Origin of the sequence: Fictibacillus arsenicus (assembly GCF_001999465.1) — a bacterium.
Lineage (GTDB): Bacteria > Bacillota > Bacilli > Bacillales > Fictibacillaceae > Fictibacillus > Fictibacillus arsenicus.
Genome location: NZ_MQMF01000001.1, coordinates 1,284,220 through 1,310,860, shown reverse-complemented (window position 1 = coordinate 1,310,860; position 26,641 = coordinate 1,284,220). Strand labels below are relative to the sequence as shown.

Here is a 26,641-nt window from a genome sequence, read left to right as displayed (position 1 = left end):
CGGTCAGATGACACGTGTCCTGGCTGCCAAGTTTTAAGTTTATGGAAGACTTTCTTAATTAGAAGGTGATAACAATGTGGTTCGATGCCATCTTAATTTTCGTATTAATCATCTGTGTCATAACAGATTTAAAAAGCCGCAAAATTTATAACAACATCATTTTTCCTGCGCTTATGATCGGCGTTTTTTCTCATATAATCGCATCTGGATGGACCGGCTTGTTTTTTTCATTAAAAGGGTTCTTTCTAGGCCTCGGGTTGCTGCTCATTCCTTATCTTTTAGGAGGTATGGGTGCAGGTGATGTGAAGCTGCTTGCTTTAATCGGTACCTTAAAAGGTTCATTGTTTGTTTTTTATACAGCGATCTACATGGGTCTGATTGGAGGCGTAATGGCTCTCGGAATCTTGTTATTTAGAAAGGGATTTATAAAAAGAATAAAAGGTATTCTCTATTCTCTGGGTAGCTGGAAATTCGGCATTAGAATTCCTGTTTTTATTGAAAAAGATGCTCTGACTCAAACCTACCCGTACGGCCTTGCCATTGCCGGCGGAGCAGCTGTATGTCTAGCAATGAAGGGAGTCCTTTTATGATGAAAAACGAAAAGGGGCAATCTCTTGTTGAAATGGCACTTGTTCTCCCGCTCCTGCTATTGCTCATTGTAGGCATTTTTGATTTTGGGAAGCTGTTCTACACATATATGCAGATGCATCTTGCCACACAGGAAACGGTCAGGCTAGGAGGGCTTGGTAAAGAGGATGAAGAGATTCGTGCATTCGCACGAGATTATGTACAGATAAAAGATCCCTCTCTTCTTCAGATTGGAATCACGCCGGACTCTTCAACAAGGGAATCAGGCCAGTATGTGACCGTTACCTTGTCGTACCCGCACAAATTTATTACACCGGGGATGGGAAAATTGTTTGGAGAAACGATACCTGTTGAAACGGAATCTACTATTCGGGTGGAGTGAGGTGAATAAGGATGAGGCGTCTTATAAAAAGGGAGGAAGGCAATACAATCATACTAGTTGCCTTTAGCCTTGTAGCACTCATAGCAATGACAGGACTCATTATTGATGGCGGAAAACTGTTTTTAACGAAAACTCATCTGCAAAAAACAGCGAATGCTGCGGTTCTTTCAGGTGCTCAGGAACTAACACATGAAGAGGAATCAGTCCGCTCTATTGTTCATGAGACACTTGAAAAACATAGTGAGAATCATAGCTTGGAAGATATGAAAATTCAAATGGAAGATAAAGTGAGTATAGATCTTTCAAGAGAAGTTCCCTTGACGTTTTCACAGCTTTTTGGTTTTGATACGGCACCTGTAAACGTACATGCTGCAGCAGAACTGGGAACGATGGGGAAAGCCGCGGGCGTCGCGCCTCTTGGCATCGATGAAAGTTTAGGTTTGGAATTCAACAAAGAATATTCTCTGAAAGTGGATCAGACTGGTGTTGAAGCCGGAAACTTCGGAGTTCTAGCCCTTGGAGGAACGGGTGCTGCAACGTATGAAGATAATCTATTAAAAGGATACCAAAACGAACTTGAAGTGGGAGATGTTCTAGAAACACAAACAGGTAATATTGCCGGTAAAACACGGGCTGTCATCCAAGAACGAATCAATAGCTGTCCATATCCTGAAGGGGAAACACACCATCGGGATTGTTCCAGAATCATATTGATTCCTGTATATCAAAGGCTTGATGCAGACGGCAACCAGTTAAAAGAAGTAAAAATCACAGGATTCGCTTACTTTTACATTACGAAGCCTATGGATTCAAAAGACACTTCAATTACTGGAATGTTTATTAAACGCGCAGGAACTGGTTTTGTTAAGCCGGTTGATGTGAACAAAGGTGCATTTAGCATAAGACTAACAGAGTAGGTGAAGACATGAGGGCGAAACTCATTTTAGGAACGGCAATCTTTATGGGACTTATTACAACTTTTTTATTTTATAACTATATGGGTGATTACAATGCGGCAACCGTTCTTTCTGAAAACACGGTTAAAGTCGTAACGGCTAAACGGGACATAAAGCAAAACGAAAAAATAACAGCCGATATGCTGACTATAGAAAACGTTCCAGAAGCTTCTGTGCACCCAGATTCAGTTAAGAGAATTGAATCAATCGAAAATCACTATGCTACAACAAAAATGGCTGAAGGCGAGGTTTTCTTAAATCATAATGCCCGTACAACGACAGAAGAATCACTGCGTATCAGCCGTAAGGTAAAAGAACAGTTCCGGGCTGTATCTGTCGGTGTGAATTTCGTGCAGTCGGTTTCAAACTTAATTGAACCAGAGGATTATGTGGATGTTTTTGCCTCTATAAAAAAGGGCGATCAAATCGAAACAAAGATGATTATGGAGAACGTGCGAGTTCTTGCTATCGGCAGAAAGATGGTTGAACCGACTGAAGGTGAACCGTATGTGGAATATACTTCAGCCACGCTAGAGATGTTTCCGCAAGATGTTTTGAACATTGTAAATGCCGAGGAAAACGGAAATATTCACCTTGCTGTTCGAAGCAAATTAAAAAGAACAAAGTAACGTTATAGAGTTAAAGAATATGCGGAAAAAGGGGTAGGCAAGCATGGACAGCCAACTGGGAGAACAAAGAGAAGTGAAAAGACAGGTACGGGGCGAGATGATTGCAATATGCAGTGCGAAGGGCGGGATCGGCCGTACCGTTATGACCGTCAACCTTGCTGTTGCACTGTGTAAAAAGAACATACAGATCGGCGTTGTTGATGCAGACTTTCAATTTGGCGATGTAAGTTTAGCACTCGATCTTCAAACCACTTTTACGATTAAAGATGTTGTTGAAGAAATACAGCAGCTGGATCAGCATTCTTTACTGAGTTATTTGAATCGGCACGAATCAGGGATTAAGGTTCTTGCTGCCCCAGAAAGACCTGAGCATGCAGATTTAATTGGTGAAGACGCTGTCAGCAAGATTCTCGACTTATTATTAATAGAGCACCATTATGTTCTTACTGACACTGGAGTAGGTTTGCCAGAGCGAAACCTGCCGATCATCGAAAAAGCGGATCAGATTCTGCTTCTTACAAATCTTGAGATGGCGACGCTGAAAAATACAAAATTAATGCTGGAAACGTTCGATATGCTCGGTTTGAAAGACAAAGTTCAGGTGGTTGTAAACCGTGCAACAATGGAAAGCGTTATTAATGCGTCAGACGTAGCGGATATCTTAGGCATAGAAAACCCTATCTTTATCCCGAATGACTGGCAAGTAGCTACACAATCTTTAAATATTGGAATTCCCTTTGTTGTGAATCAAGGAAAAACAGATATTGCGAAAGCCGTTTTTAAAATGGCTGAACAGATTTCAACTAGACGAGAAATCACTTTAATACCAGCTGAATCTAAAACAAGCAGCATTTTAACAAAACTATTCCGCAAATCAAAAGTAAAAAGTTAAGGAGAGGAACACATGAGTTTATTAGAAAAAATACAAGCCAAAAATCCAGGTGGAGCCTCTCCGCAAGAAGAACAGCCTGTTGAACAGCAAGCTGCAGCTAAAAAGGATTTGCTGTCAACCTTTCGCCAATCAAAAAAACCAGATGTGAAAGGGAACGATAAATCCTCTGAACGCTTGGAAAAAGTAACGAAGCATCAGCAGCTTAAAAATCTTCTGCACAAACAAATTTTAGATGAGCTAAAAGATATTTCTGTAGAAGAGATTATTCCGAAACTAGATGGCATGGCCATTGATTTTATAAAAGATGATGAAACATTCAGAGGTGCAGTAGACCGCAAGAAGGTTATCGATGAATTGATTAATGATCTGACAGGGTTTGGTCCGATTAATCCGCTGCTTCTTGATGAAAACATAACGGAAGTCATGGTAAATGGTCCGAATCAGGTATATGCAGAGCAAAAAGGAAAACTCATATTAACGCCCATTCAATTTAGAGACGATGAACATGTCCTGAATGTTATTGAAAAGATTTGTGCGCCAATCGGCAGAAGAATTGATGAAAGCAGTCCTATGGTTGATGCGCGTCTGCCTGATGGTTCGCGTGTAAATGCTATTATTCCGCCTCTCTCTTTGATTGGTCCTACTATAACTATCCGTAAGTTTTCTAAAGATCCTTATACGATTGAGAATTTAATAGATTTTGGGACAGTTACGAGAGAAATGGCAGTATTTATTGAAGCCTGTGTAAAAGCCCATTTGAATATTTTTGTAAGTGGCGGAACAGGATCAGGAAAGACGACGACTTTAAATGTACTTTCATCTTTTATTCCAGGTGATGAACGTATTATTACAATCGAAGATGCAGCTGAATTACAGCTATGGCAGGAGCATGTTATATCGCTGGAATCGCGGCCTCCAAACATAGAAGGAAAAGGTGCGATTACAATCAGAGATCTAGTTCGAAACTCTTTGCGAATGCGTCCTGACCGCATTGTGATCGGGGAGGTGCGAGGCGGTGAAGCGCTTGATATGCTGCAGGCAATGAATACAGGTCATGACGGGTCACTTGCAACGGGTCACTCGAACTCGCCAAGAGATATGATCGCCAGACTTGAAACGATGGTTTTGCTCGGCGGTGTTGATCTGCCTGTTAAAGCGATACGCGAGCAAATTGCAGGAGCTGTTGATGTCATTATTCAGCAGGCACGCCTTAAAGATGGTACGCGAAGAATCACGCACATAACCGAAGTGCAAGGGCTTGAGGGTGATGTGATCGTCCTTCAGGATATTTTTGAATATAAGCAAGAAGGCGTTGATGAAAACGGAAAGATCATAGGACGTTTAGTGCCTACTGGTGTGAGACCTAAATTCTTTGAGCGCCTTGAACAATCGGGTATTCACATTCCCCCAATCGTCTTTATGGAAGGGGACTGGCAGTAATGGTCTATTTATTCCTTCTTCTTTTTTTACTGACTGCCTTTTTGTTCTTTTATGGACTGTTAAAGCTGATTTTTATGTCAAATAAGCGGTTAGAGCGCCGCATGAAGCATTTTTTAGAATTGGAAAGCGGAAAAAAGCCTAAGACTTCTAACTTCAATGCTTTTGTTCAAGTTCAAATGTATAAGCAGAAAGTGAGAGATGAAGTTCTTTCTAAGGAAAAAAATAAAAAGCTTTCAGTCATGCTTGAGCAAGCTGGAATTCCACTAAAGCCTGAAGAGTATGTGCTTTTCCAATGGATCTTGATTGCACTTTTAGCGATGTTTTTTTTACTGATCACAAATTCTTTCTTCCTCTTAATAATTGGAGCGATAATCGGTTTTATAACACCAGGAATGTGGGTTAAGAAAAAGAAGAAACAACGAATTAAACAATTTAATGATGGTTTGCCAGATTTGATTACAACCGTTGTGGGGTCTTTGCGAGCAGGGTTCAGCTTTCCACAAGCGCTAATGACAGTGGTAGAAGAAGCGCAGTCTCCTGTAAAAGAGGAAATGGAAAGAGTACTAAAAGAAATGCAGTATGGAAGCACGATTGAAGAAGCGTTAAATGAATTAAAAGTACGTATGCCAAGTGAAGACCTTGACCTTATGATTCAAGCGATCATTATTCAGCGGACGGTGGGGGGCAACCTTGCGACAGTACTAGATAAAATTGTAGAAACCATTAGGGACCGGACAAAAATACAACGGCAAATTACAACATTAACGGCACAAGGGAAACTGTCAGGAATTATTATCGGACTATTGCCGCTTATCCTTGCGATCCTCTTATATATGATTGAACCCGATTATATTGGGACACTGTTTGAAAACGTGATTGGCTGGGTGATGATTGCATGCGGTTCTATCTCAGGGATCGTTGGCTTTATTTTAATACGGAAAATTACGACGATTGAGGTGTAGACGGATGATGTATTTCACTTTTTTTGTAACCATTACGTTAACAGCCTACGCGGTGTATGTTTGGACGAGTGAAAAAAGACAGTTTGTAGAAAGGCGGCTTTCAACTGCGTTAGGGAAAAATGGGCAAAAGAGCAATCTTGAAACAGCAGCAGCCTTAGAAGGGACTGTTTCTTTTGCGGATCGATTCATTATGCCGTTATGGAAAGATTTTAAAAGAAGTTTCAAACGAAAAATGCCAGGTGAAAATGAAGCAAAGATTGAAAAATTGCTAAATCAAGCGGGACATCCATTTGGAATGACACCTGTAGACTATCGTATGCTGCAGATCGCATTGTTTGTATTCTTTCCAATCGGATCTGTACTTTACAGCCAGCTATTAAACGTTTCATTTGGAGCTGGGTTGTTATTTTTCTTGATAGGGTTTGGAATTGCTGCCTTTTTACCTGGTTTCTATTTAAAACAAAAAATAAAAACGAGAAATTATTTGGCTTTGCGTGAGCTTCCAGATGTATTGGATCTTTTAACAGTAAGTCTTGAAGCGGGATTAGGATTTGATGGAGCGCTAAGTAAGCTAGTCTCTAAAAAAGATGGCGTTTTGACAGGAGAATTTCATCGCTGCCTAGAAGAAATGAGGCTTGGAAAAACGAGAAGAGAATCATTAGGTAAAATCCGTGAACGGCTTAGCGTTGATGAAGTGAATTATTTTATCAGTGCTATCTTGCAGGCAGAAAAACTAGGAATCGGAATGGTTCAAGTACTGAGAGTTCAGTCTGCTGAGGTGAGAGACAGAAGAAAACAGCGAGCTGAGGAAGCTGCGATGAAAGCACCTGTAAAGATGCTTTTTCCACTCGTTCTTTTTATATTCCCAAGTCTGTTTATTGTTTTGCTGGGACCAGCGATTATAGATTTTGTACAGACATTTACGGAAATGAATCGAAAGTAGTCTGTTTTTATTAAATAATGGAATAAGATCAAAACTATTTATCTACTAACAATTATAAAATTAGTAAAATAATACTATTAAAAATAACAAAAATAGTTAAAATTCCTCACATTTAATGGAAAATTTTTATGTTAAAATTAAAAAGTCGCAAAAATGCGAAAATTCTGTTAGGGGGAATGTAAGGGATGAAACGAGTTCTTACTAGTTTTGCGGCAGCTTCGGTTCTCGCGGGGACGTTTCTTTGGACAAGTCCAGCATCAGTAGATCCGGTTGCTGCTAAAAAACACAATGAAGACGTGGCACCGGTTGACCTAGGGATAGTCAATCAGGACCGCTTAATCAAGTCATTGACAGAGCGTGGCGTCATCAAAGCGGGGTTAACTCCACAACAACAAGAGGCAGAGCTAAATAAATATTTGAAAAAACGTGCAGGTGGAAGTTCAGTTCACCTTCACGAGAAGCATGATGTTGATGCAACGGCTAAATATTTGAAGGGTCAGATGAAGTCTTCAACTGACAGCGGTTCTACGACGACATCTCCTGGAAAAGGCGGTAAGAAATCTAGTACTGCTACTATTTCATCATTAGATGGTGTACAAGCTGAAACGTACAGTGGTGATGTGCGTAAAGACCAAGTTTTAGTTTTATTAATTGATTATAATGACTATAAAGAAGGCAGCATAACACCTTCTGAAACGGATTTCCATTATCCAAAATATACGCAGCAGCACTATCGCGATATGATTTTTGGAGATAATGGCTATACAGGTCCTAACGGTAAGAACATGGTTTCTATGAAACAGTTCTACCTGCAGCAATCAGGCGGATCTTATACGATTGATGGAGATGTTTATGGCTGGTATACAGCTAAAAACGATGCAGCTTGGTACGGCGGAAACAACGCTTCTGACAATGACTCTAGACCTCGTAATCTAGTAGCTGAAGCATTAGCAGCAGCTGCAGCTAATGGTGTTGATCTAACACTATATGATAAAGAAGATATTTACGACCTTGATGGTGACGGAAACAAGCGTGAGCCAGACGGACTTGTTGATCACTTAATGGTTGTTCACGCTGGTGTAGGTGAAGAAGCTGGCGGCGGAAGCTTAGGTGGTGACGCAATCTGGTCTCACCGCTGGAATCTTGGCGGAGTTTATGCGATTCCTGGTTCAACAGCAACTGTTCCATACTGGGGCGGAGCAATGGGTGCATATGATTACACAATTGAGCCAGAAGATGGAGCAACTGGTGTATTCGCACATGAATTTGGCCACGATCTAAATTATCCGGATGAGTATGATACGGTTTATTCTTCTCCTTATGGTGAGCCTGTTTCTTATTGGTCGATCATGTCTAGCGGCAGCTGGGCTGGGGAGATTCCAGGAACAGAACCAACTGGATTCAGCCCGCTTGCAAAAGAATTCTATCAATCTACTATCGGTGGAAAATGGCTGCAAGGCAAGACTTTAAATACAAGCTCTCTTGGCAAAAACGGTGTTACAGTTACTCTTGACCAAGCATCTACAAAAGGTACGAATGAGGATGCAGTTCGTATCAACTTGCCTGATCAAGTAAATCAAATTACGACACCTGCATCTGGCTCTTACGCATATTATGGCGGAAGAGGCGATGAAATCGATCATAAGATGGTAACAAACATTGATTTAACGGGCGCAACATCTGCAAAGTTAGATTATGACGCTTGGTATAAGATTGAATCAAACTGGGATTATGCGATGGTTCAGGTTTCTACTGATAACGGGGCTACTTGGAAATCCCTATCTACACCTAACACAAATAGTGATTTAGTAGTTGACGGATACCCTGATATTAAAGACAATCTTCCTGGCTACACTGGCTCATCTAACGGATGGGTACATGAAACCCTTGATTTAAGTCAGTATGCAGGACAAAACATTAAACTCCAATTCCGCTATATGACGGACTGGGGTACATCTCTTGAAGGTTTCTTCGTTGATAATGTAAAAGTAACGAAGGATGGGGCAACTGTTTTTGAAGATGGAGCTGAAGGAACACCTAAGTTTGCTTTAGATCATTTTGAAAAACATCAAGGGAAAGAATCGAAGTCCCATTACTATTTAGTTGAATGGCGTAACCATGATGGCGTGGATGATGGTCTTGCTCACTTAAAGCGCGGCAATTCTATCATGTCTTATGATCCTGGTATGGTCATCTGGTATGTGAATAGTGCTTATGACAACAACTGGGTTGGCTCACATCCTGGTAAAGGGTTTGTCGGTGTAGTTGACGCTCACCAAAATGTTCACCACTGGGGTGGAAATGCTGCAACTGGTGATTTGGCAAGCACGCGCTACCAAATCTATGATGCAACATTCAGTAAAGTGAAGGGTGCTGCACTTGATGTGGATTATGGACAAGGAAATCACATGTATCAAGCAGCAAAAGCACCTGTATCATTGTTTGATGATACTGCAAACTACTGGAGTCCATCTAGCCCGTACTCTGGTTTAAAGCTTCCTTCTTACGGATTAAAGATTGAAGTATTAGAAGAAGCTGCAGATCGCAGTACTGCAAAAATTAAAATTTCTAAGTAATCTTAAAAGCCTAAGTAATCCATTTGGATGCTTAGGCTTTTTTTATCTAACTATTTTTGTAGAATACTGATTATTCCCGCGGAAATAATGTCGAATCCTCTGAATGATTTTACAAAAAAATGAGAAAACGCGTTTCTTCTTAATATCGTTTAAATAGTATAATACGAGTACTAGGATTATAGAGGGAAGGTCGATGTTTTGGAAGAAACCATCCATATATACGTAACGAGTGATATACATGGAAACGTGCTCCCATTAACGTATGGAAACAACGAAAAAGCGGAGTTGGGGCTTGCTAAGGCTGCAGCGCTTATTAAAGAGGAAATGAAAAAGCGGGATAACTGTTTGTTAATTGATAACGGTGATCTCATTCAAGGAACGCCGCTTACCTATCATTACGCAAGGATGGGGACAGAATCTATTAATCCCATGGCGCTTTTATTAAACGAGCTTGAGTTTGATGCAGCTGTGATCGGAAACCATGAATTTAACTATGGGCTTCCTCTTTTACAGAAAACAGTAAATGAATCGAATTTTCCATGGCTGTCTGCAAATATTGTATGGGAGGAGTCATGTGAACCTCTTTTTGGGAAGCCTTATCTCATAAAAAATTTCAGAAGCGGCTGTAAAATAGCTGTCCTTGGTCTTACGACGCAACATATACCTAATTGGGAGAACCCTGAACATATAAAAGGCATAGCCTTTCTTGATGCCGTCGAAACGGCAAAAAAATGGGTTCCGGTTTTAGAAGAAAAGGCAGATATTGTGATTGTTTCCTATCATGGAGGATTTGAAAGAGACATAGAATCTGGCGAACCGATAGAGACTTTGACCGGGGAAAATCAAGGCTATCAGTTATGTATGGAGGTTGAGGGGATCGATGTCCTTTTAACTGGTCATCAGCATCGTCTCATAGAAAATAGCGAAATAAATGGTGTAAAGGTTATTCAGCCAGGTACACAAGGAACTTCGGTAGGTCATGTAGAAGTAACAATTAGAAATAATAGCGGGTCTTGGGAAGTGGTCAGTAAAAAATCTACTCTTCTTTCTGCAAAAGGCTATGATCCTGATCAGACTGTACTTAACTTAATTGCTCCATACGAAGAAAAAGCTCAGGAATGGCTGGATCAGCCGATCGGCGTTATTGAGGGAGATATGGAGATAACTGATCCGATGGAAACGAGATTAAGAGACACTCCTTTAATCGAGTTTATTAATAAAGTGCAGTTGGATGCTGCGGGTACAGAGATTTCAAGTACCGCTTTATTTGATAATCGTTCAAAAGGGTTCTCTTCCCTTGTAACGATGCGCGATATCGTTTCGAACTACATTTATCCAAATACTTTAAAAGTCGTTGAGATCACAGGCACTGACATGAGAGAGGCTTTAGAGAGATCGGCTTCTTATTTTGTATTGAATGAGGATGGTACAGTAGGTGTGAATCCGGCATTTTCTGTTCCTAAGCCGCAGCACTACAATTATGACATGTGGGAAGGCATCCGATATACGATCGATCTATCAAAACCTTTTGGAAAAAGAATTACTGAATTAATCTTCAAAGGTAATGAGGTAGATGATCACGCACTGTATCAAGTAGTAATGAACAACTACCGTGCAGGCGGTGGAGGAGACTACCAAATGTTCAAAGGAAAACGTGTTGTAAAGGATATTCCAATTGATGTTTCGGAACTGATGGCTAACTATCTGCTAAAAAGAGGTACAATACAGGCATCGTGTGATCATAACTGGAGAGTCAAAGTACCATTTTCCAAAAAATAAATACTATTGCTTTTATTTGTTCTTTCTCTTCATTGACATGTTGATTGGAGTGCAAGGTGCGGGACTCCTGCGGGATCAGCGTGACAGGTGAGACCACGGAAGGCTGATAAAGCCTAGGGGGCTCACCGCACGCCCCGCGGAAAGCGAGCATCCTGTAACGGAAATCAACTGCTTCCAAGAGCAACAATGTATAGCAAAACAGCAAAAAATAAAGGAATGGGTGGGGCGGTTGAGTAAGCAGAAGCTGTTTGTTTATCTGGTTATCATTGTCTTTCTGGCTGGCTGTTCAAGCGGTGCTGGGCAAGGTACGTTAAATGACAAAAACTTAAAACTCCAGGACTATATAAAAGGGGCTTACCCGAGATATTATGAACAGGTTTCAAAAGAAGAGGCGCAAAAGGCTCTTCCGTTTGATTTAGAACTGCCTGATAAGCTACCGTTCAAAGTGGCTTTATCCACTTTTCAAATTTCAGATTGGGGAGAAAAAAGAAACATACTTCTCGACTCTGTTTTTTATCCGAGGCAAGAAGGCAAAAATGTCTATTTAGCTTACCGGATCTCTAACTTTCTTCCGAATGCCGAAAAACTGGAAACGAACGAAAAGGTTAAGCTTGAGAACGGAATAAAAGCTTATTTCTCTGGAAGTTCAGACTTGCCGATTTTAGCATGGGAAGAGGACGGTCTGTATCATAAAATGGAATATTTAAAAGAAGAAGAGACAGACTCAAAGAAGGCAAAATCAAATTTGCTGAAAGCTGCGAGTTCTATATATGAATAAAAGAGAAAGCTGGCTCGAATCGTGTTAAACACGTTATGAACCAGCTTTTTCTATTAATTAATGCGTTCTGCTCTTACTATGAGACGAAACTCGTTAGAATAGAGAGGTTCACATGTTATTAATGTGATCTCTTCTTCTTTTTTAGCTTCTAAGACAGAAAGGTTGTCTGGCTTCACGACGGTTTTTTCATATACTCTGTACAGAATCGGTCCAGTAGTGGTTTCTACTTTTACCGTGTCGCCTTTATCCACTTCATTTAAACGGTGAAAGAACTGGCCGTATGTGTGAGAGCGATGACCTGCCATCACGGTGTTTCCTTTTTCTCCAGGAAAAGATGTTGAAGTCATCCATCCTATCGCATTTTGAAGATCTTTTTGTGTAACACCAGGAACCATCATAGATTCTAGACCTATTTTCGGAATCGACATTTTCCCTATAACGCCTTTTTCCATAGCTATTTTCTTAGATGATTCAGATGTGTTTGGATTTTCTTCATTTTTAGTTTCTGGTGGTTTAGCAGCTTTAACGGAAGGAAGAGTAAAAGGATTATCATAAGATGTGTTTAGGTCATTCCATTCCTTTTCAAGTGCCTGTTGGTCACTGCTGGTCTGCCAGCCTGTTATTACCGGAAGAATAAGGAGCGCGATGCCAAGAAGAAATACTGCAATTCCTCCGCGTTTTAACGTCTTTTTATTCATGCCTGCATCCGGGCTGCTTTAACATACAGACCAATTCCTAATAGTACAAAAAGTGATCCGAGCATGGACCAAGTTAACTGACTGAAAGGACTTCCTGTCTTAGGAAGGGTGTTCCCTGATCCGCCTGAAGCATTTGTTGGTTTCTCAACTGTGATGACCTCAGTCGTGTCACTGTCAGTCGAAGTCATGCCTTTAACGGTTGTTGAGAGTGTTGCGGTAACTCCATTTGAACCTTCTGTCACGATGTCAGTGGATAGATCACTTGAAGAACCTGTGTACGTTCCCGTTAAGCTTACATGAAGGTTTGACATTCCTGCGTTTAAAGAAGGGATGATGATCCAGATAACACCTTCTGTATCCATTTCAATTTTTGCGCCTTCTAAACCAGAGACTTTAAGGTCTTGAATGTTAACTGATTTAGGAAGAATCAAACGCAGTTTATACATTTTTGCAGCTGCAGTGTTTTTGTTGTCGATGTTCAGTTTATAATCTAAGAAAAGCTTACCTTTTTTCATTTCAGCCATAAAATCGCCTTTTGCCATAATCTTAGTCCAGTCGATATCAGGTATATCTTTTAAAGTAAACGTGAGCGGAGTAAGAGATACATCAGTCATTCCATCCATTCCAATCATCAGAGGAAGATGAAGTTTATCCCATCCTTGCATTTTCTTCATGTTAAAATGGAGGATAATATTTGAATCCCCTTTTACCATCTTAGGGAGATAAATAAATGCATAGCCATCTCTGATCGTTACGGTAGCACCATCAATGCCAGTAACCATTACATCTTGTATATCAATTCCTTCAGGCAGCTTTAATTTCAGCATCACTTTTTCCATCATTATGCTGTTTGAGTTATGCATCATCAGCATCAGTCTTACTTTTACATCCTCTTTAAACCATTCCACGACTTTCGCTTCAGGTTTAATTGTTACTTTGTGAAGATCTATAACGGTTTCTTCTTCATCATTTTCTAATGGAAGCAAGAAAAACTTCACATCAAAAGTTAAAATCTCATCCTTCTCCATTTCAGGAAGCGTAAGTTTAATGCCTGTTGTAGTATCATAATTTGCAATGATATCTTCTTTGTTGCGGTTTTTGTTAGTTTCAGTTATCAGTACTTCAGGAGGATATGTAGTATCTAGCTGTGTTCCAGGGGGATAAGGGATGTTTACCGTTAAATTGCTCAATGTATCCATCGTTTTATTTTCAAGCTTAAACTTGTATACCGGGCGCATTTTATTTTCAGCATCTGGTACATTTCCGTTTAAATGAATGGAGCCGCTTAATTTACGCATAGAATCACTTACGGTAAAATCAGAAAATGCAGTCACAGCAGAGTCGATTTCTAGAAGGTTAACCGGCAATGTCTGAGTTTGGGCTTTTGAGGATTCATTTCCTGCAGCCATGGCACTTATCGGAGCAAGCATGACACATACTACAAGTAAAGCAAAAAACCATTTTTTCAAATAATTCACATCCCTTTCTAATTTTGGTTATTTGTACACAAGGAAGATATACCCAAGAAAATTGTCGGAATAACCTCTTTTTATGAAAAAGTGAATAAAAATTTATGATAAGATGAATCGAAAGGGTGATAAACCTTGCAAAAATTGGTATTCGAATCCACGTGGGACAGGACTTTAGCGGAAAAAGACAGAAACGAGATTGAGCGTATATTTTCTGCAATCAATATTGAAGGGAAAAATGAAAAGCAGGTTGTAATATTAAAAACTGCATTTAATCATAAGCGAGAATTTTTGGTAACGGTTTTATTAAACAATTATTTTAAAATTCCGATGTCACTTTTAGGCAAGAAAGTCGTATATAAAGAGAAGAATCGGACTTCAGGTGAGTTTGAGTCAGCTTATACGTTAGAGATACCTGCTGAAACAAGTATGCCTTGGACGTTTATATTTCCAGCGGGATGTTTGATAGATACACCTGATAGTGGTGATTCAGGTGTGTTAATAATTAGTTAAAGGATGAGAAGTTTTGAGAACGATTATTTGGTTTGCTTATTTTTGGACGGTATTAATTAAATTAATACCTTCATTAAATCGCGTAAAGAGCCTGCAGAAATCTGGACGTATTCAAGAACGTGATGAATTAGCTGATAAAAAAGCGAAAGAATGGGCTCGTTCTTTAGTAAAGCTTACTGGATCGAACGTTTCGGTAAGCGGGGAAGAAAATATTCCGAAAGATACGGCAGTGCTTTTTGTAAGTAATCATCAAGGGAATTTTGATATTCCTCTCTTACTGGGATATATACATAAGCCAAAAGCTTTTATATCCAAGATAGAAGTGAAAAAAATGCCGTTTATCGGAACGTGGATGGAGCAGCTGAACTGTCTTTTCATGGACAGGAAGAACGTGCGCCAGTCTGTAAAAGCGATTAATGAAGGTGCACAATTGCTTCAAAATGGTACATCTCTTGTTATTTTTCCTGAGGGGACAAGAAGCAAAGGGGATCACATGTCTGAATTTAAAGCTGGCAGCTTTAAGCTGGCAACTAAATCGGGTGTACCGATCATTCCTGTTACGATCAAAGGTTCTTATAAAATTATGGAGCAGCAGGGATTCTGGATAAAGCCGGCGAGCGTGCATATTGAGGTACATCCGCCGATCTACCCGCAGCAGCAAGAAGCGAAGGAACTGGCTAAATTGTCGGAACAAATTATTAAAGAAGGCGTAAAAAAGGCGGTGTCTTAAATAAAGTTTATTGGTTTGTCTATACGAGCTCTGTTTATTTTTGGTATTATTGGAACATAAGGTAAAAATTTCTAGGAGGAATACTATGACGGGGACAATTTCAGTCATTATGATATTCTCAATTCCAATTATCGCAATCGTATTGGGGCATTTTCAATCACAGACTAAACTGAAGCACAAAATGCTAAAAGATGAGCTTGAACTTGAAAGGTTGAAGCACGATAACTATGTGATCGAAACGCAAAAGATGAGGCTGGAGCTTGAACAGATGAAACTTTTAGATGCCAGTGATAAGAAAGAGTCGGTATAATGGAGATCAGTTTGCTTTGGATTGGATTAGGGCTGGCAGCACTCGGTTATTTTATCGGGGATGGATTGAAAAATTTTAAAAATCCAGGTAACAGTTTTTCGGAGTATCCGGTTCTGATTAAAGAAAAAGATTTGCACAATTATGTGGGATTAACACTAGATGAAGTAGAAGAGCTTCTTCAAAAGTATCCTGATATACCTAAAATTGAACTAAAAGGTACGAGATACTACCAATATCATCATTTTTATGAGTGGCTCTCAACAAAAGAAAATTTCAAACAAAAAGCTTGAGGAGAATCTGTATCCCTCCCTCAAGCTTTTTTATGTTTATCTGTAGTTAATAAACTGCACATCGATCGGCAAGTTTGCTTCTCTAACAAGTGCAATGATCTGCTGAAGATCGTCTCTGCTCTTTGCCGTTACACGAACTTGGTCATCTTGTACTTGGCTCTTAACTTTTAGACCGGAATTTTTGATCAATGTGTTGATTTTCTTAGCATTGTCTTTATCAATTCCAGTAACAAGCTTTGCACGCTGACGAACGGTTCCGCCTGAAGCTTGTTCGATTTTGCTGTAATCCAAGTTTTTTGTTGGAACACCGCGTTTAATAAGCTTTGTAATGAGTACATCTTTCAACTGTTCTAGTTTGTATTCATCATCAGAAACTAAAACTAATTCTTCATTTGATTTATCAAGGGTGATTTCACTTTTGCTTCCCTTAAAATCATAGCGTGTTGTGATTTCTTTTGTTGCGATATTAATGGCGTTGTCTACTTCTGATAGATCGACTTGTGAAACAATATCAAATGAACTTTCTTTAGCCATTTTGAAACCTCCTGACTTCACTATCGTTAATATACCTATAGTATAAAGAGAAATACGTCATGTTTCCAGTTTGTACACATTCTTTTGCCCAGATAGGGGTACAAAACGTGTATAGTATGGTAAAATAAAGGCTGGAATTTTTCATCGACGTTTAACCAATAGGAGGAGTACTTAGTGCTTCATTACAAAACTTATACACACGAAAAAAATCATCAATGGGTGATTTTTGTCCATGGAGCAGGGGGCAGTTCATCCATTTGGTATAAACAGTTAAGAGAATTCAAACAACACTTTAATATTTTGCTTGTTGATCTTAGAGGTCACGGCAAATCTCAATCTGAGAAATTTTTATTGAAAAAATACTCTTTTAAAGAAGTAAGCCTTGATGTGCTTGAAGTTATGGATCATTTGAATATCCAAAAAGCGCATTTTGTTGGAATTTCACTTGGTACGATTCTGATTCAGACGATAGCTGAGTTGAAACCGGAGCGAGTTGCTTCTATGACCCTTGGCGGAGCTGTAACGAAAATGAATTTCCGTTCTCAGTTTTTGATTGCAATGGGGAATCTATGCAAATCTTTTATTCCTTATATGTGGCTTTACAGTTTATTCGCATGGGTAATCATGCCAAAGAAAAGACACGAAGCATCGCGTTCATTGTTTATCGGTGAAGCGAAAAAGCTTTGCCAGAAAGAATTTAAGCGCTGGTTCAAGTTAACGCTTAAGATCAATCCGTTTTTGCAAAAATTAACGAAAAAAGAAATGCCGATTCCTACACTGTATATCATGGGTGAGGAAGATTATATGTTCTTGCCGCCGATTCAGGCGTTTATCGATAAGAAGAAGCACTCAAAGCTTTTGACGATAAAAGATTGTGGACATGTCTGCAACGTCGATCAGCCGGATATTTTTAATAAAAAATCGATTGATTTTATCAAAAAACAAATTACAGCAGCACCGACTGCTTCATAATTACGTAAAGCCAGCTATAATTCAGCTGGCTTTTTCTTTTTGATGAGGTTCAAAAATTCGTCATCACATAATTATCTATTTTGTGGGATCTGATGTACACGTGAAAAAGACACCCCCCTCTACAATGTTAGAAGTGTCTTTGTATCACAAGCTTACGGCCCGAGCTATCGTGAACAATCTTGATGCAGGGTGAAAGCCTTTTGTGATTAGATCTTTGATCATTTCAGCACCTAGCATGCTGTATACTGTTCCATTTCCGCCAAAACCTAAACAATAATATTCGCCTAGGCGATTAGGGTGTTCGCCGATATAGGGGAGTCCGTCATGCGATTCACCAAATGTTGCGCACCAGGAATGAGAAATTTCAGGGGATAGGTCCGGAAAGTGTTCCATAATCTTTTGCCTGATTCGCTCTCCGCGTTCCTCGATCAAGCCGTCATTTAAAGGAGCTTCTGCCTGATCCTCATCTAAGCCTCCTGCAATGATCCTTCTATCCTTCGTTGTACGCATATACAAATAAGGGCGCTTGGTTTCCCATATCATCCATTCTTTGTACCACGTCTTTAATGATGGCAGGGGTTCCGTTGCAATTGCATAGGAACGGTTAAGGTCAGCACCTAGCTGCTGTGCGAGAAAATCATTTTCATATCCCGTTGCAAAAATGATGTGCCTCGTTTGAATAGTTCCATTTTCGGATTCGCATGTAAATCCGTGAACGGTTTTTGTTTTTCGCATGAGAGGCGTTTCCTCAAAAATTCTTACTCCAGCGGCCTCAGCATCTTTTAACATGGTCTGGACAAATTTATATGGGTTAACATCAGCGTCACCGCTCGTTACGAGTGCGGCTGGTTTTGAAAAAGGAAAACGTGAGGAAATCTCCTGAGGTTCAAGAAATTCTACAGGGAAACCAAATTTCTTTAAAGCTTCGTATTCACGGACTAGCTTTGAGGCATCTTCAGCCGTACTTGCGTAATAGAGGCTCTTTTGTTCTCTAAACTCAGGATCTTCAGATAAGTTTTGGGCGATCTTTTTTAAGTTTTCTAATGCATTTTGACAGAGCTGATAAAAATAAACAGCATCTTGCTCACCTTTTTGTTCAATAAGCTCGTGAAGCATTTTATCGCTTGAGAACTGTAAGAGTCCTGTGTTTGCTGATGAACTGCCATAGCCTGGTTTTCTTCTGTCGATGACGACAACCTCGAGATCGTTCTCTTTGCCTAGCGTATAAGCACAGAGCGCCCCGGACATTCCTCCGCCTACAATGAGCACGTCACATGTAATATTTTCTTCAAGTACTGGATATTGGACGTCATCGGTATATGTTGATGGCCAAAACAGCTGGCCATTGTGTAAATTCATATTTACTCCTCCTCGTCCTCTTTTCATTCCCGGGAAAAGCAAAAGAGAAACCGCATGAAAGGAAAAAATTTTCAATAGAATAGAAAACAGGAGGGATGCTCATGGTGGTTGGGCTATTAACAAGCATTGTAATCATTTTATTTGTTTTGGCAGCACTTCTTATTCCAGTCAGATGGAGGGTGAAGGAAACTGCTGATTTGAACATATCTCTTTTTGATTCATATGAATCCTTATTGAATCTGAAAAATTGGCCGAGATGGCAGATGGATGAAAATACAGCTATTCCCTTCATGTATGTTGGACCAGAAAGGGGAGAAGGAGCTTCGCAATATTGGGAAATCGAAGGAGTTCCGGCTAGTTTGAAAATCAGCCGCTGTGTCCCAGGAATAAGCATTCATTATCAGATGCGGATTAATAAAGGCGAAACTGTCTTGAGGTTTGTTATCTTCTTTTCTGAGAACCATGGTTGTTCAACAACACTAACATGGGTGTGCGAAGGCACCACCAAGAAAAATCCATTTGAACGTTATTTAACTTTTTATTATAAATGGAAGATGGGGCAAGAAATGAAGGCGGCGCTTTTTAGGCTAAAAAAGATATATGAACCACAATCAATAGAGTTAAAGCAGCCTGCATAAATGACAAAAGAGCCGCAAAACCCAAATCGGGTTCAGCGACTCTTTCTTTTTCTTATGGCAAGTTCGTTACTTTGTCTTCATCTTTTATAATGAGTAAGATTTTACCCATGTCGAGTCTCTTCTCATATTGATCAGCCTCTACGTCAGATAACCCCATTTCGGTCATCTTCTTGCGCAGCTCATCGCCTCTGGACTCAAACACGTTGCTGAGCGCCGTGCCTAATCCTTCTTCTTTTAGTCCGATTGTATTAACATCCGCATTATCTGCTAGATCACGGGTGTCGCCTTTTTCGTGTGACAGGACATAGAGATTGTCTTCATGAATACCTTTTGCTTTCAAATCACTTGCAGCAGCAATCAATTCTTGTTGTGAGTTAAATTCATGTACAATTGGCTTAACCATTTTTTATATCCTCTCCTTTAAACGAAGTTATAGTGTGTATTCACGCATTCAGGTGATTCTAAACGTTAAATTCGTTGTTAATAACAGGAGGATTTTACTATCTTTGAATAACATTTGATTGAGCAACGTCTAAAAGAAAAACAAAAGGCACCCCGCTCGGAGGTACCTTCTTTTATCTATTTAGTTATCTGCATCTACGATGTCGAGTCTACCCGTGGAAGGATCGATGACGAGTCCGTGCACTTTGATGCCTTCTGGCAGCAACGGGTGATTTCTTACTAACTCAACGCTGTTTTGTACTGATTCCTCTACACTCTCGAAGCCTTGAACCCACTTTTTAAGGTCGAGGCCGGAATATTTTAGAGTATCGAGAGTGGAGGATTCCACACCTCGGTCCTGCATTTCGGCAATCAATGCGTCTGCATTTACATTGCTCATCCCGCAGTCGTAATGACCGATAACCATTACTTCCTCAGCTTTTAGTGCATAGATCGCAACAAGTATACTTCTCATTACAGAGCCAAACGGGTGGGAGATAACCGCTCCAGCGGATTTAATAATTTTCACATCTCCGTTTTTAATGTTCATGGCACTTGGCATTAATTCTGTAAGACGTGTATCCATACAAGAGACGATGACAAGCCCCTTATCTGGAAATTTGGTAGTTTGAAAAGGTTCATATTCTTTGTTTTCAACAAATTTTTGATTGTACGCTATGATTTCGTTAATTATGGACATGATTTTCCTCCTCGATTCTACAGAAAATAGTTAACTAATAAAGTAATCGTAAAGTGTGCGTCTTTTTCTATCATAATCAGCCTGAACTCGCTAACTTATTCAAGCTTGTTTTAACTATTATACAAAAAAGGATGCTTTATCTGCTCTTTTTTGTATACGAAACAGATTTTTTGTTGATAGAAACTTAGAAACAAAAGCACATTATGACAAACATTTTATCATAAGGTACGTATAATCGCAGTTAACACCACATAAATTGGTAAGTTTGAAGGGAGGAAGAAATAAAAATAGCTTGCCAGTCGGTTTTTAAATAGATCGGGAACTTATTATTCTTATTTTGAAAGGGGAAGGGAACATGGAAGTTATGACGTACATCCTTTGGGTTCTGCTGTTAATGGGGTCGGTTATGAAGAACTATATGGTTGCCGCTTCTCTGCCGAAATCGGGACAAGCTCTGCCTGCGGTGGATCATTGGGGCAGACTGCAGCTGGATGAAGAATCGGCAAATGTGATTGCAGCTGATTTTCAGCAAGCTGTTAACAGCACTTTCAATAATCAGGCGTTCAGTTGGGTGGATACGTCATAACGATCGTTTGACAAATATAAAAATAATTGAAAAGGAGGAAAGCTATTTAAAAAAAGAAGAATAAGGATTTAATATGTTTAGCATTCACTTGCATGGCGTGCGGTCTGGATCACCGGACCCATGCTGGTTAATGAGGGTTATTGTGCGGATTTGGAGAGGAAAGGCAGCTTATTTAGAGCTGTCTTTTTCTGCGTCATTTTATTTCTGTTGAACCGTTTGATAGAATAAGAAAAAAAGATAGTTGTGGTGAAATAGATGAATATACCAGTAAGCCAGTTTGCGAAAAAAATAGAAAAGCATCTCGCGGAGATCAAGCAATTAGGAGAAAACTCTTCTAAGCTTCGAGAACATGTGACAGCCATCCATACATTGTGCGAATTAATGATGGAAGCAGGAGAAGACGATCATCCTTCAGCAAAAGAGTGGGTTCCTTCGCATCCCGTTCAAAAACCGATGAGCATGGTGACTGCTCCTCCAACCAAAAGCCACAAAAAATCCATGATGGACTATGACATGGAATATGATGACGATGACAACAACGATGATGACGGAAATGGAGATTCCATTTTTGATTTTTAAGTAAAAAATTTTGTGAAAACCTGCTCTTTGGAGCGGGTTTTTTCTGTTTATTAGGTGCATGGGGTTTATGGTCGAACAAAAATTTCGGGTAACCGTACAATTATCATAGGCAACCGCACAAAAATATAAAAATCCAGGTTTTCGCACAAAAAAAACAGCGTCTATTTAAACGCTGTTAGATCGATACGTACGTATGTTGGTTTTCCATTCTTTCATCTTTACGTTTTGCGATTTCAATTTTTTCGTTGATCTTTTTATTAGAAAAGTAAACTGCAGCTGCTGTTGCAATTAAACTGAGAGTGGCAAGTCCTAAAATTGTATATATCATCGTAATAATAAGTTCCATTTTGTTGTTCCTCCTTTGTTGTTTGTTCTGTCTTAGTATCTTTATTCCACTATAAAAATTATTTAAACCTATTTTTTGTGTAGGTCTAAGGAATCAAAATTGAAATATGAAAAAGGAATGATGGTAAAAAATTCTCCTTCGTTTTATAATTAATTCACGAACATACGTTCGATAAATGTTCGAAAAAAATGAGGGGTGAAACAAAAATGACTCAAGCAAATGATTGGCTTAACTTAGTAAATCTCCTCGGTAATGTAGGGTTTCCTATTGTGATTGCAGGATACCTGCTCTTTCAGTTTGAAAAGCGGATTCAGAGTCTCGAGGGAATTATTAAAGAACTGCATTCAGAGTTAGTTGAAAAAGAGGAGCTGGAACGAAAGATCGATCAATACGTCCGGATGCTGGACACCGAACGCCAAACCAAACAACGTTAGCGTTCTTTTTTTATCATGGACGAGTTGTCCGCCAAATTCTTTACAATCCTGTGGCAACCTTTTGATTCGGTGAGTTTCAATGGTAAGATAAAAGAAAAACAGGAGTGGAACTATGAAGCTTTTTCTAATATTAGGAGCGGTTAATGCCATGCTTGCGGTTATGCTGGGAGCTTTTGGCGCACATGCTCTGGAAGCCAAATTAACAGAACGCAACATGCTGAACGTGTACCAGACAGGTGTTCAATATCATATGTACCATGCTTTGGCGTTAGTTGCCGTTGGCATTCTGCTCGGCAAATGGCCGGCGTCTGCTTTATTGAATGGAGCGGGGTGGTCATTCTTCGTCGGAATTCTGCTGTTCTCTGGCAGCTTATATGCTTTATCGAACACAGGCATGAAGTTTTTCGGGCCGATTACTCCTCTTGGAGGAGTAGCATTTATCGTTGGCTGGATCTTACTGATCATTTCGGTTGTAAAAGCATAATGAAAAGGCGTTCCTTTTAGTGGGGACGCCTTTTTTTACCTGTCTTGACCAGACATTTAATTATTCTTATCAGCGCGGGCTGTATTGGGAGAGCTGCCCGGTTTGCTGCTGTGTTCCATATGGATAGCTATAATTGATTTCCTCATCGAACGTTACATAGTTTACATATACCATTAATAATAAATAGCGTTTGCCCGTTTGCGGGTCACTTAGGATAATGTGATCACGGCCTGCAGCTTCAATGATTCCTTTAAAAACTTTTGCATTCCACTTTTCGTTGTTCTCAAAAGTCATATAAACCGTTGCGACCTTACCTTTATTGAGGCGAAGAATGTTCTCAATATAGGATTGCTCAAGCGGAAGCTGTCCCGGTGCAGCCATATCTGCCATTGGACCGCCGCCTACTCCTGGTGCCTGCTGGCTTTGTGCCATGTCCTGCGGCACGCCCATTCCAGCCATGCCTCCCATCATGCCACCCATACCATTCATACCGTTCATACCATTCATTCCATTTTGCTGCCGGTAATAAGGATTAAAATTATTCATCAACAAACCTCCCTAAAAGGTGTTAAACACATTCGGACAATCACTTTGTTTCGGCTGATAAAAGCAGTGAGCCTTAAAGCTTCCAGAATGCGGCTGGTTATACCAAGTAGGCGGACAAGCACCACCTGGATCAAAAAACCATAATGCGTTTCTAGCAGGATGAAAACGCTGACCATTGATAACTCTCCTTGCCAGTCTTCTTTCGTTCTCGCGTGCGCCCTGATAAAAATAACCTTTGATCGTTGCTTCGAATCCTCCTGGCCTTTGGAACACCATCTGCTGCATCGTTCGGATATTTTTAAAATCAAGACAATTGCCGCGAATTCGATTAACCCCAGTGTTACCCACAAGCAGCATGCCCTGATCGCCTTCACCCTCAGCTTCTGCACGTATTAAACGGGCAAGCAGGTCAATATCTTTACTGTTTGCTTTAATGACAGCCAATTGCCTTCCCCCTCTATGTGTTGATTCTTGGTGTACAAGCAGGGAAACAGAACATTCGATATAAGTGTATGAGCCTTTTTGGAAAACTAGACCATCGTCGATGAAAGTTTCACAATTCATGAGGTTATGAAGGGAATGACGAGAGGCGAGATCATTTTTTTCAATGAAATGTAAGAAGGAAGTCAGGGGATATAAAGGAGTGTATTTGTGAAATGGACATCTCATGTTGATGTTATTTGGAGTGGATGTCATTTTGCAATTGCACGGTAATCTTCTTTTTATCCACGGTAACGAACATTTTATGCAGGGTAATCTTGATTATATCCACACATAAATTTATTTATAGAAATTTCGAGTGTTTTTGACAAGAAAAAAGATGACTCATCATATAACGAGTCATCTTTCATCCCTTTACACTTGCAAGAAAGCAGGCACGGCTTCTTTTGTAAGGATGTTTCCTACATAGAAAGATCCGAATTCGCCGAAGCGTGCACTTACTTCATCAAAGCGCATTTCGTATACTAATTTTTTAAATTGAAGCATGTCGTTTGAGAACAGTGTTACGCCCCATTCCCAATCGTCAAAGCCGACAGATCCAGTGATGATCTGCTTTACTTTACCTGCATATCCGCGGCCAATCATACCGTGGGAGTACATCATCTTTTTGCGCTCTTCCATTGAAAGCATGTACCAGTTGTCATCACCGTCACGGCGCTTGTCCATTGGATAGAAGCAAACATGCTTCCACTTAGGAAGTTCAGGGAACAGGCGGGCTTTGATCATCGGATCCATCTCGCCGTTCTCGTTTTGCGGGTTGTATGTGCTTAGCTCTACAACTGAAACGTAAGAATAAGCTTTAATCGTATATTGAGCAAAAGCTGTTTTATTAAATGCGTTCTCGATCTCGTTCAATTCTTCCATTGTTGGGCGAAGAAGCATCATCATAAAATCAGCTTTTTGACCCATGATGCTGTATAGGGCATGGCTGCCTGTTTTATTTGCTTCTACGTTTTCCCATTTTTCAAGAAACGTTAGAAATTCATTTATCGCGTATCCGCGTTCGTCACTCGTAAGCGTTTTCCAAGCGGCCCAATCCATCTCACGGAAATCATGAAGGCAATACCAGCCTTCTAGTGTAATAGCTGCTTCACTCATCTTTTTATTCACTCCCTGCTAAAAATAAACACGTCCCTACAAATATACCATAAGTATGGACGAATCCAAAAAGGGTTAGCTGAATTGACGGAGAGTGTGCTTGATCTTTGCTTTTACGTTTGATGGATTTTGAAGCTCAGTACGTGAAAGGGTCATGCGCACCTTCGTTTCATCAAGGTCCATCGCTTCTTCCAGCATGCCGAATAATCCTTTTCCTCGTTTATCGATCTCCATTAAAAGCTCGATGCTGTCACTTTGCAGAACTAAAATGACTTCAAGTTCATCAAGTTTCCCTGCATAAGCACCTGAAGTTGGTACGTACTCGAATTCCTGCAAGAAAGGAAGTCTGCGGCGCATATAGCGCGGAGCAGATCCGCAATATGCTTTGCGAAGTCTAAATCCAAGCTGTTCAATCGCATCAAAAATGGCAGAAGTTTCAGCATCAGGGTGTACACGGATCTGATCGTTGTCCGTTGGATCAAAGGCCATCTGAATATCCAGACCTGTCTTGATCCAAACAGGGGTGTGTCCAAGTGTATAAGGCGTATCATATGGAAGTTTAAGCGAGAAAGGAATCTCTTGAGAGCTTCCTGCCTTTACAACTAGACTTGTGCCAACCGTTGTTTTTTCAATCGCTGCTGTATCACGAACTTTTTTATCATCGACTTCACGGTAAAATTCTGTCATCACATAAAGGGTGATATGATCAATGTTCTGATCCACTTTTCCGCCTTCTATTTTGATCATACCTGTAATGGTCTCGCCAGGTGAGTAAGTATCCTTATCTAAAATCGTGTCTACCCTTGCTGCTCCAATTCCTACACTAGCCAACATACGGTTAACAAAAGACATGCTGATTCCTCCTCCAAATTTATCTCTCAATTTTACGGAAGGAAAAGGAAAAAGATTCATCTGCAAACAAAAAAACTCTCTTCCAATTTGGAAGAAAGTTTCCATCGTTTTTATTATGCGACCATTTTTCTGCAAACTTCTGCACATCTGAAGCAAGCTTTCGCACATTCCTGACAGTGCTGGTGATCGTGCTGTTCACATTCTTTTCCGCAAGCCTCACAAACTTTCGCGCATAGTTCACAAATTTCGTTGATGAATGGGCTGTTTCGCGCCATCATCTCTGCGGCAAAGCTGCAAATATCCGAGCATTCACGGTCGAGTCTGATACAATTCGCCATCATCTTAACATCTTCTTCCTGCAAACAAGCATCATAGCAATGGTTGCACGCCTGCATGCAGCGCAGGCATTCATCGATACATTCTTGATAAGTTTGGTGCATTCCAAAAACGCCTCCCTAAATAAGATTTCAGTTAAAGGTTTCCCGGAGACACAACTTTTAAACGAGTGCTTTAAACTTTTGTTATAACGTTTTTTGACTATGCTACTTTGAATAGTTGATTGGAGCGTAAGGGTGCGTGCCTACCACATGAGAAGTTTCTCGCAGGCATGCAACGAGGAAGCTCACATCTGTAGCA

General features: G+C 40.1%; 33 protein-coding genes. 21 read left to right on the top strand and 12 right to left on the bottom strand.

Features of this window, described 5'->3' with window-relative positions:
• Window positions 1-74: 74 nt before the first annotated feature.
• The 11 genes from UN64_RS06440 to UN64_RS06390 all read left to right on the top strand — a co-directional run bounded on the left by UN64_RS06440 (window position 75) and on the right by UN64_RS06390 (window position 11,925).
• Window positions 75-590, top strand: a complete 516-nt coding sequence (locus tag UN64_RS06440) for an A24 family peptidase (protein ID WP_077360804.1) — start codon at window positions 75-77, stop codon at window positions 588-590.
• Complete coding sequence (locus UN64_RS06435) at window positions 587-970, top strand: TadE/TadG family type IV pilus assembly protein (protein ID WP_077360802.1); 384 nt, start codon at window positions 587-589, stop codon at window positions 968-970. Before UN64_RS06440 ends, UN64_RS06435 begins: the two co-directional genes overlap by 4 nt.
• 11 nt (window positions 971-981) lie before the next feature.
• Entirely contained in the window at window positions 982-1,887 is a 906-nt protein-coding gene (locus tag UN64_RS06430; RefSeq protein ID WP_077360800.1) for a TadE/TadG family type IV pilus assembly protein, read from the top strand.
• 8 nt (window positions 1,888-1,895) lie between these two features.
• A complete protein-coding gene (cpaB, locus tag UN64_RS06425; protein WP_077360798.1) occupies window positions 1,896-2,555 on the top strand; it encodes a Flp pilus assembly protein CpaB in 660 nt (219 codons plus the stop codon).
• Between the two features lie 43 nt (window positions 2,556-2,598).
• On the top strand, window positions 2,599-3,447 hold the full coding sequence (locus tag UN64_RS06420) for a CpaE/TadZ family protein (RefSeq protein ID WP_077360796.1): 849 nt from the start codon (window positions 2,599-2,601) through the stop codon (window positions 3,445-3,447).
• Between the two features lie 12 nt (window positions 3,448-3,459).
• On the top strand, window positions 3,460-4,887 hold the full coding sequence (locus tag UN64_RS06415; protein ID WP_077360794.1) for a TadA family conjugal transfer-associated ATPase: 1,428 nt from the start codon (window positions 3,460-3,462) through the stop codon (window positions 4,885-4,887).
• Window positions 4,887-5,849, top strand: a complete 963-nt coding sequence (locus UN64_RS06410) for a type II secretion system F family protein (protein ID WP_077360791.1) — start codon at window positions 4,887-4,889, stop codon at window positions 5,847-5,849. The genes UN64_RS06415 and UN64_RS06410 overlap by 1 nt, the downstream gene beginning before the upstream one ends.
• Window positions 5,850-5,853: 4 nt before the next feature.
• Window positions 5,854-6,792 (top strand): type II secretion system F family protein, encoded by a 939-nt coding sequence (locus UN64_RS06405; protein ID WP_077360789.1) that lies wholly within the window; start codon window positions 5,854-5,856, stop codon window positions 6,790-6,792.
• A gap of 185 nt (window positions 6,793-6,977) precedes the next feature.
• On the top strand, window positions 6,978-9,368 hold the full coding sequence (locus UN64_RS06400; RefSeq protein ID WP_077360787.1) for an immune inhibitor A domain-containing protein: 2,391 nt from the start codon (window positions 6,978-6,980) through the stop codon (window positions 9,366-9,368).
• A gap of 198 nt (window positions 9,369-9,566) precedes the next feature.
• On the top strand, window positions 9,567-11,147 hold the full coding sequence (locus UN64_RS06395) for a bifunctional metallophosphatase/5'-nucleotidase (protein ID WP_077360785.1): 1,581 nt from the start codon (window positions 9,567-9,569) through the stop codon (window positions 11,145-11,147).
• A gap of 229 nt (window positions 11,148-11,376) precedes the next feature.
• Entirely contained in the window at window positions 11,377-11,925 is a 549-nt protein-coding gene (locus tag UN64_RS06390; RefSeq protein WP_077360783.1) for a hypothetical protein, read from the top strand.
• A gap of 53 nt (window positions 11,926-11,978) precedes the next feature.
• Here the strand turns inward: UN64_RS06390 and UN64_RS06385 are convergent, their stop codons facing one another.
• On the bottom strand, window positions 11,979-12,623 hold the full coding sequence (locus tag UN64_RS06385) for a sortase (protein ID WP_077360781.1): 645 nt from the start codon (window positions 12,621-12,623) through the stop codon (window positions 11,979-11,981).
• Complete coding sequence (locus UN64_RS06380; protein ID WP_077360779.1) at window positions 12,620-14,092, bottom strand: hypothetical protein; 1,473 nt, start codon at window positions 14,090-14,092, stop codon at window positions 12,620-12,622. Before UN64_RS06380 ends, UN64_RS06385 begins: the two co-directional genes overlap by 4 nt.
• Before the next feature lie 135 nt (window positions 14,093-14,227).
• Here UN64_RS06380 and UN64_RS06375 point away from each other — a divergent pair, with 135 nt between their 5' ends.
• The 4 genes from UN64_RS06375 (at window position 14,228) to UN64_RS06360 (ending at window position 15,935) form a co-directional block, all read left to right on the top strand.
• Window positions 14,228-14,605: an SLAP domain-containing protein gene (locus UN64_RS06375; RefSeq protein WP_077360777.1), complete on the top strand. Its 378-nt coding sequence runs from the start codon at window positions 14,228-14,230 to the stop codon at window positions 14,603-14,605.
• 13 nt (window positions 14,606-14,618) lie between these two features.
• Complete coding sequence (locus UN64_RS06370) at window positions 14,619-15,335, top strand: lysophospholipid acyltransferase family protein (protein WP_077360775.1); 717 nt, start codon at window positions 14,619-14,621, stop codon at window positions 15,333-15,335.
• Window positions 15,336-15,420: 85 nt separating this feature from the next.
• Window positions 15,421-15,645 (top strand): hypothetical protein, encoded by a 225-nt coding sequence (locus tag UN64_RS06365; RefSeq protein ID WP_066294104.1) that lies wholly within the window; start codon window positions 15,421-15,423, stop codon window positions 15,643-15,645.
• Window positions 15,645-15,935 (top strand): DNA-binding protein, encoded by a 291-nt coding sequence (locus UN64_RS06360; RefSeq protein WP_077360773.1) that lies wholly within the window; start codon window positions 15,645-15,647, stop codon window positions 15,933-15,935. Before UN64_RS06365 ends, UN64_RS06360 begins: the two co-directional genes overlap by 1 nt.
• A 36-nt stretch (window positions 15,936-15,971) precedes the next feature.
• Here UN64_RS06360 and UN64_RS06355 read toward each other — a convergent pair whose 3' ends face one another.
• On the bottom strand, window positions 15,972-16,469 hold the full coding sequence (locus UN64_RS06355) for a YajQ family cyclic di-GMP-binding protein (protein ID WP_077360771.1): 498 nt from the start codon (window positions 16,467-16,469) through the stop codon (window positions 15,972-15,974).
• Between the two features lie 174 nt (window positions 16,470-16,643).
• On the opposite strand from UN64_RS06355, the gene UN64_RS06350 reads away from it, so the two are divergent.
• On the top strand, window positions 16,644-17,441 hold the full coding sequence (locus UN64_RS06350) for an alpha/beta fold hydrolase (RefSeq protein ID WP_077360769.1): 798 nt from the start codon (window positions 16,644-16,646) through the stop codon (window positions 17,439-17,441).
• Window positions 17,442-17,585: 144 nt separating this feature from the next.
• On the opposite strand, the gene UN64_RS06345 is transcribed toward UN64_RS06350, so the two are convergent.
• Window positions 17,586-18,800 (bottom strand): NAD(P)/FAD-dependent oxidoreductase, encoded by a 1,215-nt coding sequence (locus UN64_RS06345; protein WP_171978809.1) that lies wholly within the window; start codon window positions 18,798-18,800, stop codon window positions 17,586-17,588.
• A 101-nt stretch (window positions 18,801-18,901) separates the two neighbouring features.
• On the opposite strand from UN64_RS06345, the gene UN64_RS06340 reads away from it, so the two are divergent.
• Window positions 18,902-19,438, top strand: coding sequence for an SRPBCC family protein (locus UN64_RS06340; protein WP_077360765.1), 537 nt, complete (start codon window positions 18,902-18,904; stop codon window positions 19,436-19,438).
• 52 nt (window positions 19,439-19,490) lie between these two features.
• Here the strand turns inward: UN64_RS06340 and UN64_RS06335 are convergent, their stop codons facing one another.
• Window positions 19,491-19,841, bottom strand: coding sequence for a YflT domain-containing protein (locus UN64_RS06335; RefSeq protein ID WP_077360763.1), 351 nt, complete (start codon window positions 19,839-19,841; stop codon window positions 19,491-19,493).
• Between the two features lie 180 nt (window positions 19,842-20,021).
• The gene (locus tag UN64_RS06330) at window positions 20,022-20,579 is read right to left on the bottom strand and encodes a beta-class carbonic anhydrase (RefSeq protein ID WP_077360760.1); all 558 of its coding nucleotides are present in this window, start codon (window positions 20,577-20,579) and stop codon (window positions 20,022-20,024) included.
• Window positions 20,580-20,934: 355 nt separating this feature from the next.
• On the opposite strand from UN64_RS06330, the gene UN64_RS06325 reads away from it, so the two are divergent.
• Window positions 20,935-21,165: a hypothetical protein gene (locus tag UN64_RS06325; protein ID WP_077360758.1), complete on the top strand. Its 231-nt coding sequence runs from the start codon at window positions 20,935-20,937 to the stop codon at window positions 21,163-21,165.
• A gap of 255 nt (window positions 21,166-21,420) precedes the next feature.
• A complete protein-coding gene (locus UN64_RS06320) occupies window positions 21,421-21,744 on the top strand; it encodes a YwdI family protein (RefSeq protein WP_077360756.1) in 324 nt (107 codons plus the stop codon).
• Between the two features lie 175 nt (window positions 21,745-21,919).
• On the opposite strand, the gene UN64_RS20800 is transcribed toward UN64_RS06320, so the two are convergent.
• Window positions 21,920-22,090 carry a hypothetical protein gene (locus UN64_RS20800; protein WP_156774322.1) on the bottom strand — a complete coding sequence of 57 codons (171 nt, stop codon included), beginning with the start codon at window positions 22,088-22,090 and terminating at the stop codon, window positions 21,920-21,922.
• Window positions 22,091-22,296: 206 nt separating this feature from the next.
• On the opposite strand from UN64_RS20800, the gene UN64_RS06315 reads away from it, so the two are divergent.
• Together UN64_RS06315 and UN64_RS06310 are read left to right on the top strand one after the other, a co-directional pair.
• Window positions 22,297-22,524 (top strand): YvrJ family protein, encoded by a 228-nt coding sequence (locus UN64_RS06315; protein ID WP_066294082.1) that lies wholly within the window; start codon window positions 22,297-22,299, stop codon window positions 22,522-22,524.
• 112 nt (window positions 22,525-22,636) lie between these two features.
• Window positions 22,637-23,008: a DUF423 domain-containing protein gene (locus UN64_RS06310; RefSeq protein ID WP_077360752.1), complete on the top strand. Its 372-nt coding sequence runs from the start codon at window positions 22,637-22,639 to the stop codon at window positions 23,006-23,008.
• A gap of 69 nt (window positions 23,009-23,077) precedes the next feature.
• On the opposite strand, the gene gerQ is transcribed toward UN64_RS06310, so the two are convergent.
• The 5 genes from gerQ to UN64_RS06285 form a co-directional block, all read right to left on the bottom strand.
• Window positions 23,078-23,554 carry a spore coat protein GerQ gene (gerQ, locus tag UN64_RS06305; protein ID WP_077360750.1) on the bottom strand — a complete coding sequence of 159 codons (477 nt, stop codon included), beginning with the start codon at window positions 23,552-23,554 and terminating at the stop codon, window positions 23,078-23,080.
• A 12-nt stretch (window positions 23,555-23,566) separates the two neighbouring features.
• Complete coding sequence (locus tag UN64_RS06300; protein WP_077360748.1) at window positions 23,567-23,998, bottom strand: cell wall hydrolase; 432 nt, start codon at window positions 23,996-23,998, stop codon at window positions 23,567-23,569.
• Between the two features lie 411 nt (window positions 23,999-24,409).
• Window positions 24,410-25,153, bottom strand: coding sequence for a hydrogen peroxide-dependent heme synthase (gene hemQ, locus UN64_RS06295; RefSeq protein ID WP_077360746.1), 744 nt, complete (start codon window positions 25,151-25,153; stop codon window positions 24,410-24,412).
• A gap of 75 nt (window positions 25,154-25,228) precedes the next feature.
• Entirely contained in the window at window positions 25,229-26,005 is a 777-nt protein-coding gene (locus UN64_RS06290; RefSeq protein ID WP_171978807.1) for a sporulation protein, read from the bottom strand.
• A gap of 113 nt (window positions 26,006-26,118) precedes the next feature.
• Window positions 26,119-26,445: a four-helix bundle copper-binding protein gene (locus tag UN64_RS06285; protein WP_077360742.1), complete on the bottom strand. Its 327-nt coding sequence runs from the start codon at window positions 26,443-26,445 to the stop codon at window positions 26,119-26,121.
• Between the last annotated feature and the right edge of the window lie 196 nt (window positions 26,446-26,641).

Excerpts from the sequence above, each read along its gene's own strand:
- UN64_RS06285 (WP_077360742.1), bottom strand. The coding sequence starts at position 26,445 with ATGCACCAAACTTATCAAGAATGTATCGATGAATGCCTGCGCTGCATG.
- UN64_RS06400 (WP_077360787.1), top strand. The coding sequence starts at position 6,978 with ATGAAACGAGTTCTTACTAGTTTTGCGGCAGCTTCGGTTCTCGCGGGG.
- UN64_RS06415 (WP_077360794.1), top strand. The coding sequence starts at position 3,460 with ATGAGTTTATTAGAAAAAATACAAGCCAAAAATCCAGGTGGAGCCTCT.
- UN64_RS20800 (WP_156774322.1), bottom strand. The coding sequence starts at position 22,090 with ATGGAACTTATTATTACGATGATATATACAATTTTAGGACTTGCCACT.
- UN64_RS06410 (WP_077360791.1), top strand. The coding sequence starts at position 4,887 with ATGGTCTATTTATTCCTTCTTCTTTTTTTACTGACTGCCTTTTTGTTC.
- UN64_RS06385 (WP_077360781.1), bottom strand. The coding sequence starts at position 12,623 with ATGAATAAAAAGACGTTAAAACGCGGAGGAATTGCAGTATTTCTTCTT.
- UN64_RS06440 (WP_077360804.1), top strand. The coding sequence starts at position 75 with ATGTGGTTCGATGCCATCTTAATTTTCGTATTAATCATCTGTGTCATA.
- UN64_RS06430 (WP_077360800.1), top strand. The coding sequence starts at position 982 with ATGAGGCGTCTTATAAAAAGGGAGGAAGGCAATACAATCATACTAGTT.
- UN64_RS06315 (WP_066294082.1), top strand. The coding sequence starts at position 22,297 with ATGACTCAAGCAAATGATTGGCTTAACTTAGTAAATCTCCTCGGTAAT.
- UN64_RS06325 (WP_077360758.1), top strand. The coding sequence starts at position 20,935 with ATGGAAGTTATGACGTACATCCTTTGGGTTCTGCTGTTAATGGGGTCG.
- UN64_RS06320 (WP_077360756.1), top strand. The coding sequence starts at position 21,421 with ATGAATATACCAGTAAGCCAGTTTGCGAAAAAAATAGAAAAGCATCTC.
- UN64_RS06405 (WP_077360789.1), top strand. The coding sequence starts at position 5,854 with ATGATGTATTTCACTTTTTTTGTAACCATTACGTTAACAGCCTACGCG.
- UN64_RS06355 (WP_077360771.1), bottom strand. The coding sequence starts at position 16,469 with ATGGCTAAAGAAAGTTCATTTGATATTGTTTCACAAGTCGATCTATCA.
- UN64_RS06420 (WP_077360796.1), top strand. The coding sequence starts at position 2,599 with ATGGACAGCCAACTGGGAGAACAAAGAGAAGTGAAAAGACAGGTACGG.
- UN64_RS06330 (WP_077360760.1), bottom strand. The coding sequence starts at position 20,579 with ATGTCCATAATTAACGAAATCATAGCGTACAATCAAAAATTTGTTGAA.
- gerQ (WP_077360750.1), bottom strand. The coding sequence starts at position 23,554 with ATGAATAATTTTAATCCTTATTACCGGCAGCAAAATGGAATGAATGGT.
- UN64_RS06335 (WP_077360763.1), bottom strand. The coding sequence starts at position 19,841 with ATGGTTAAGCCAATTGTACATGAATTTAACTCACAACAAGAATTGATT.
- UN64_RS06365 (WP_066294104.1), top strand. The coding sequence starts at position 15,421 with ATGACGGGGACAATTTCAGTCATTATGATATTCTCAATTCCAATTATC.
- UN64_RS06360 (WP_077360773.1), top strand. The coding sequence starts at position 15,645 with ATGGAGATCAGTTTGCTTTGGATTGGATTAGGGCTGGCAGCACTCGGT.
- cpaB (WP_077360798.1), top strand. The coding sequence starts at position 1,896 with ATGAGGGCGAAACTCATTTTAGGAACGGCAATCTTTATGGGACTTATT.
- UN64_RS06435 (WP_077360802.1), top strand. The coding sequence starts at position 587 with ATGATGAAAAACGAAAAGGGGCAATCTCTTGTTGAAATGGCACTTGTT.
- hemQ (WP_077360746.1), bottom strand. The coding sequence starts at position 25,153 with ATGAGTGAAGCAGCTATTACACTAGAAGGCTGGTATTGCCTTCATGAT.
- UN64_RS06345 (WP_171978809.1), bottom strand. The coding sequence starts at position 18,800 with ATGAATTTACACAATGGCCAGCTGTTTTGGCCATCAACATATACCGAT.
- UN64_RS06310 (WP_077360752.1), top strand. The coding sequence starts at position 22,637 with ATGAAGCTTTTTCTAATATTAGGAGCGGTTAATGCCATGCTTGCGGTT.
- UN64_RS06340 (WP_077360765.1), top strand. The coding sequence starts at position 18,902 with ATGGTGGTTGGGCTATTAACAAGCATTGTAATCATTTTATTTGTTTTG.
- UN64_RS06290 (WP_171978807.1), bottom strand. The coding sequence starts at position 26,005 with ATGTCTTTTGTTAACCGTATGTTGGCTAGTGTAGGAATTGGAGCAGCA.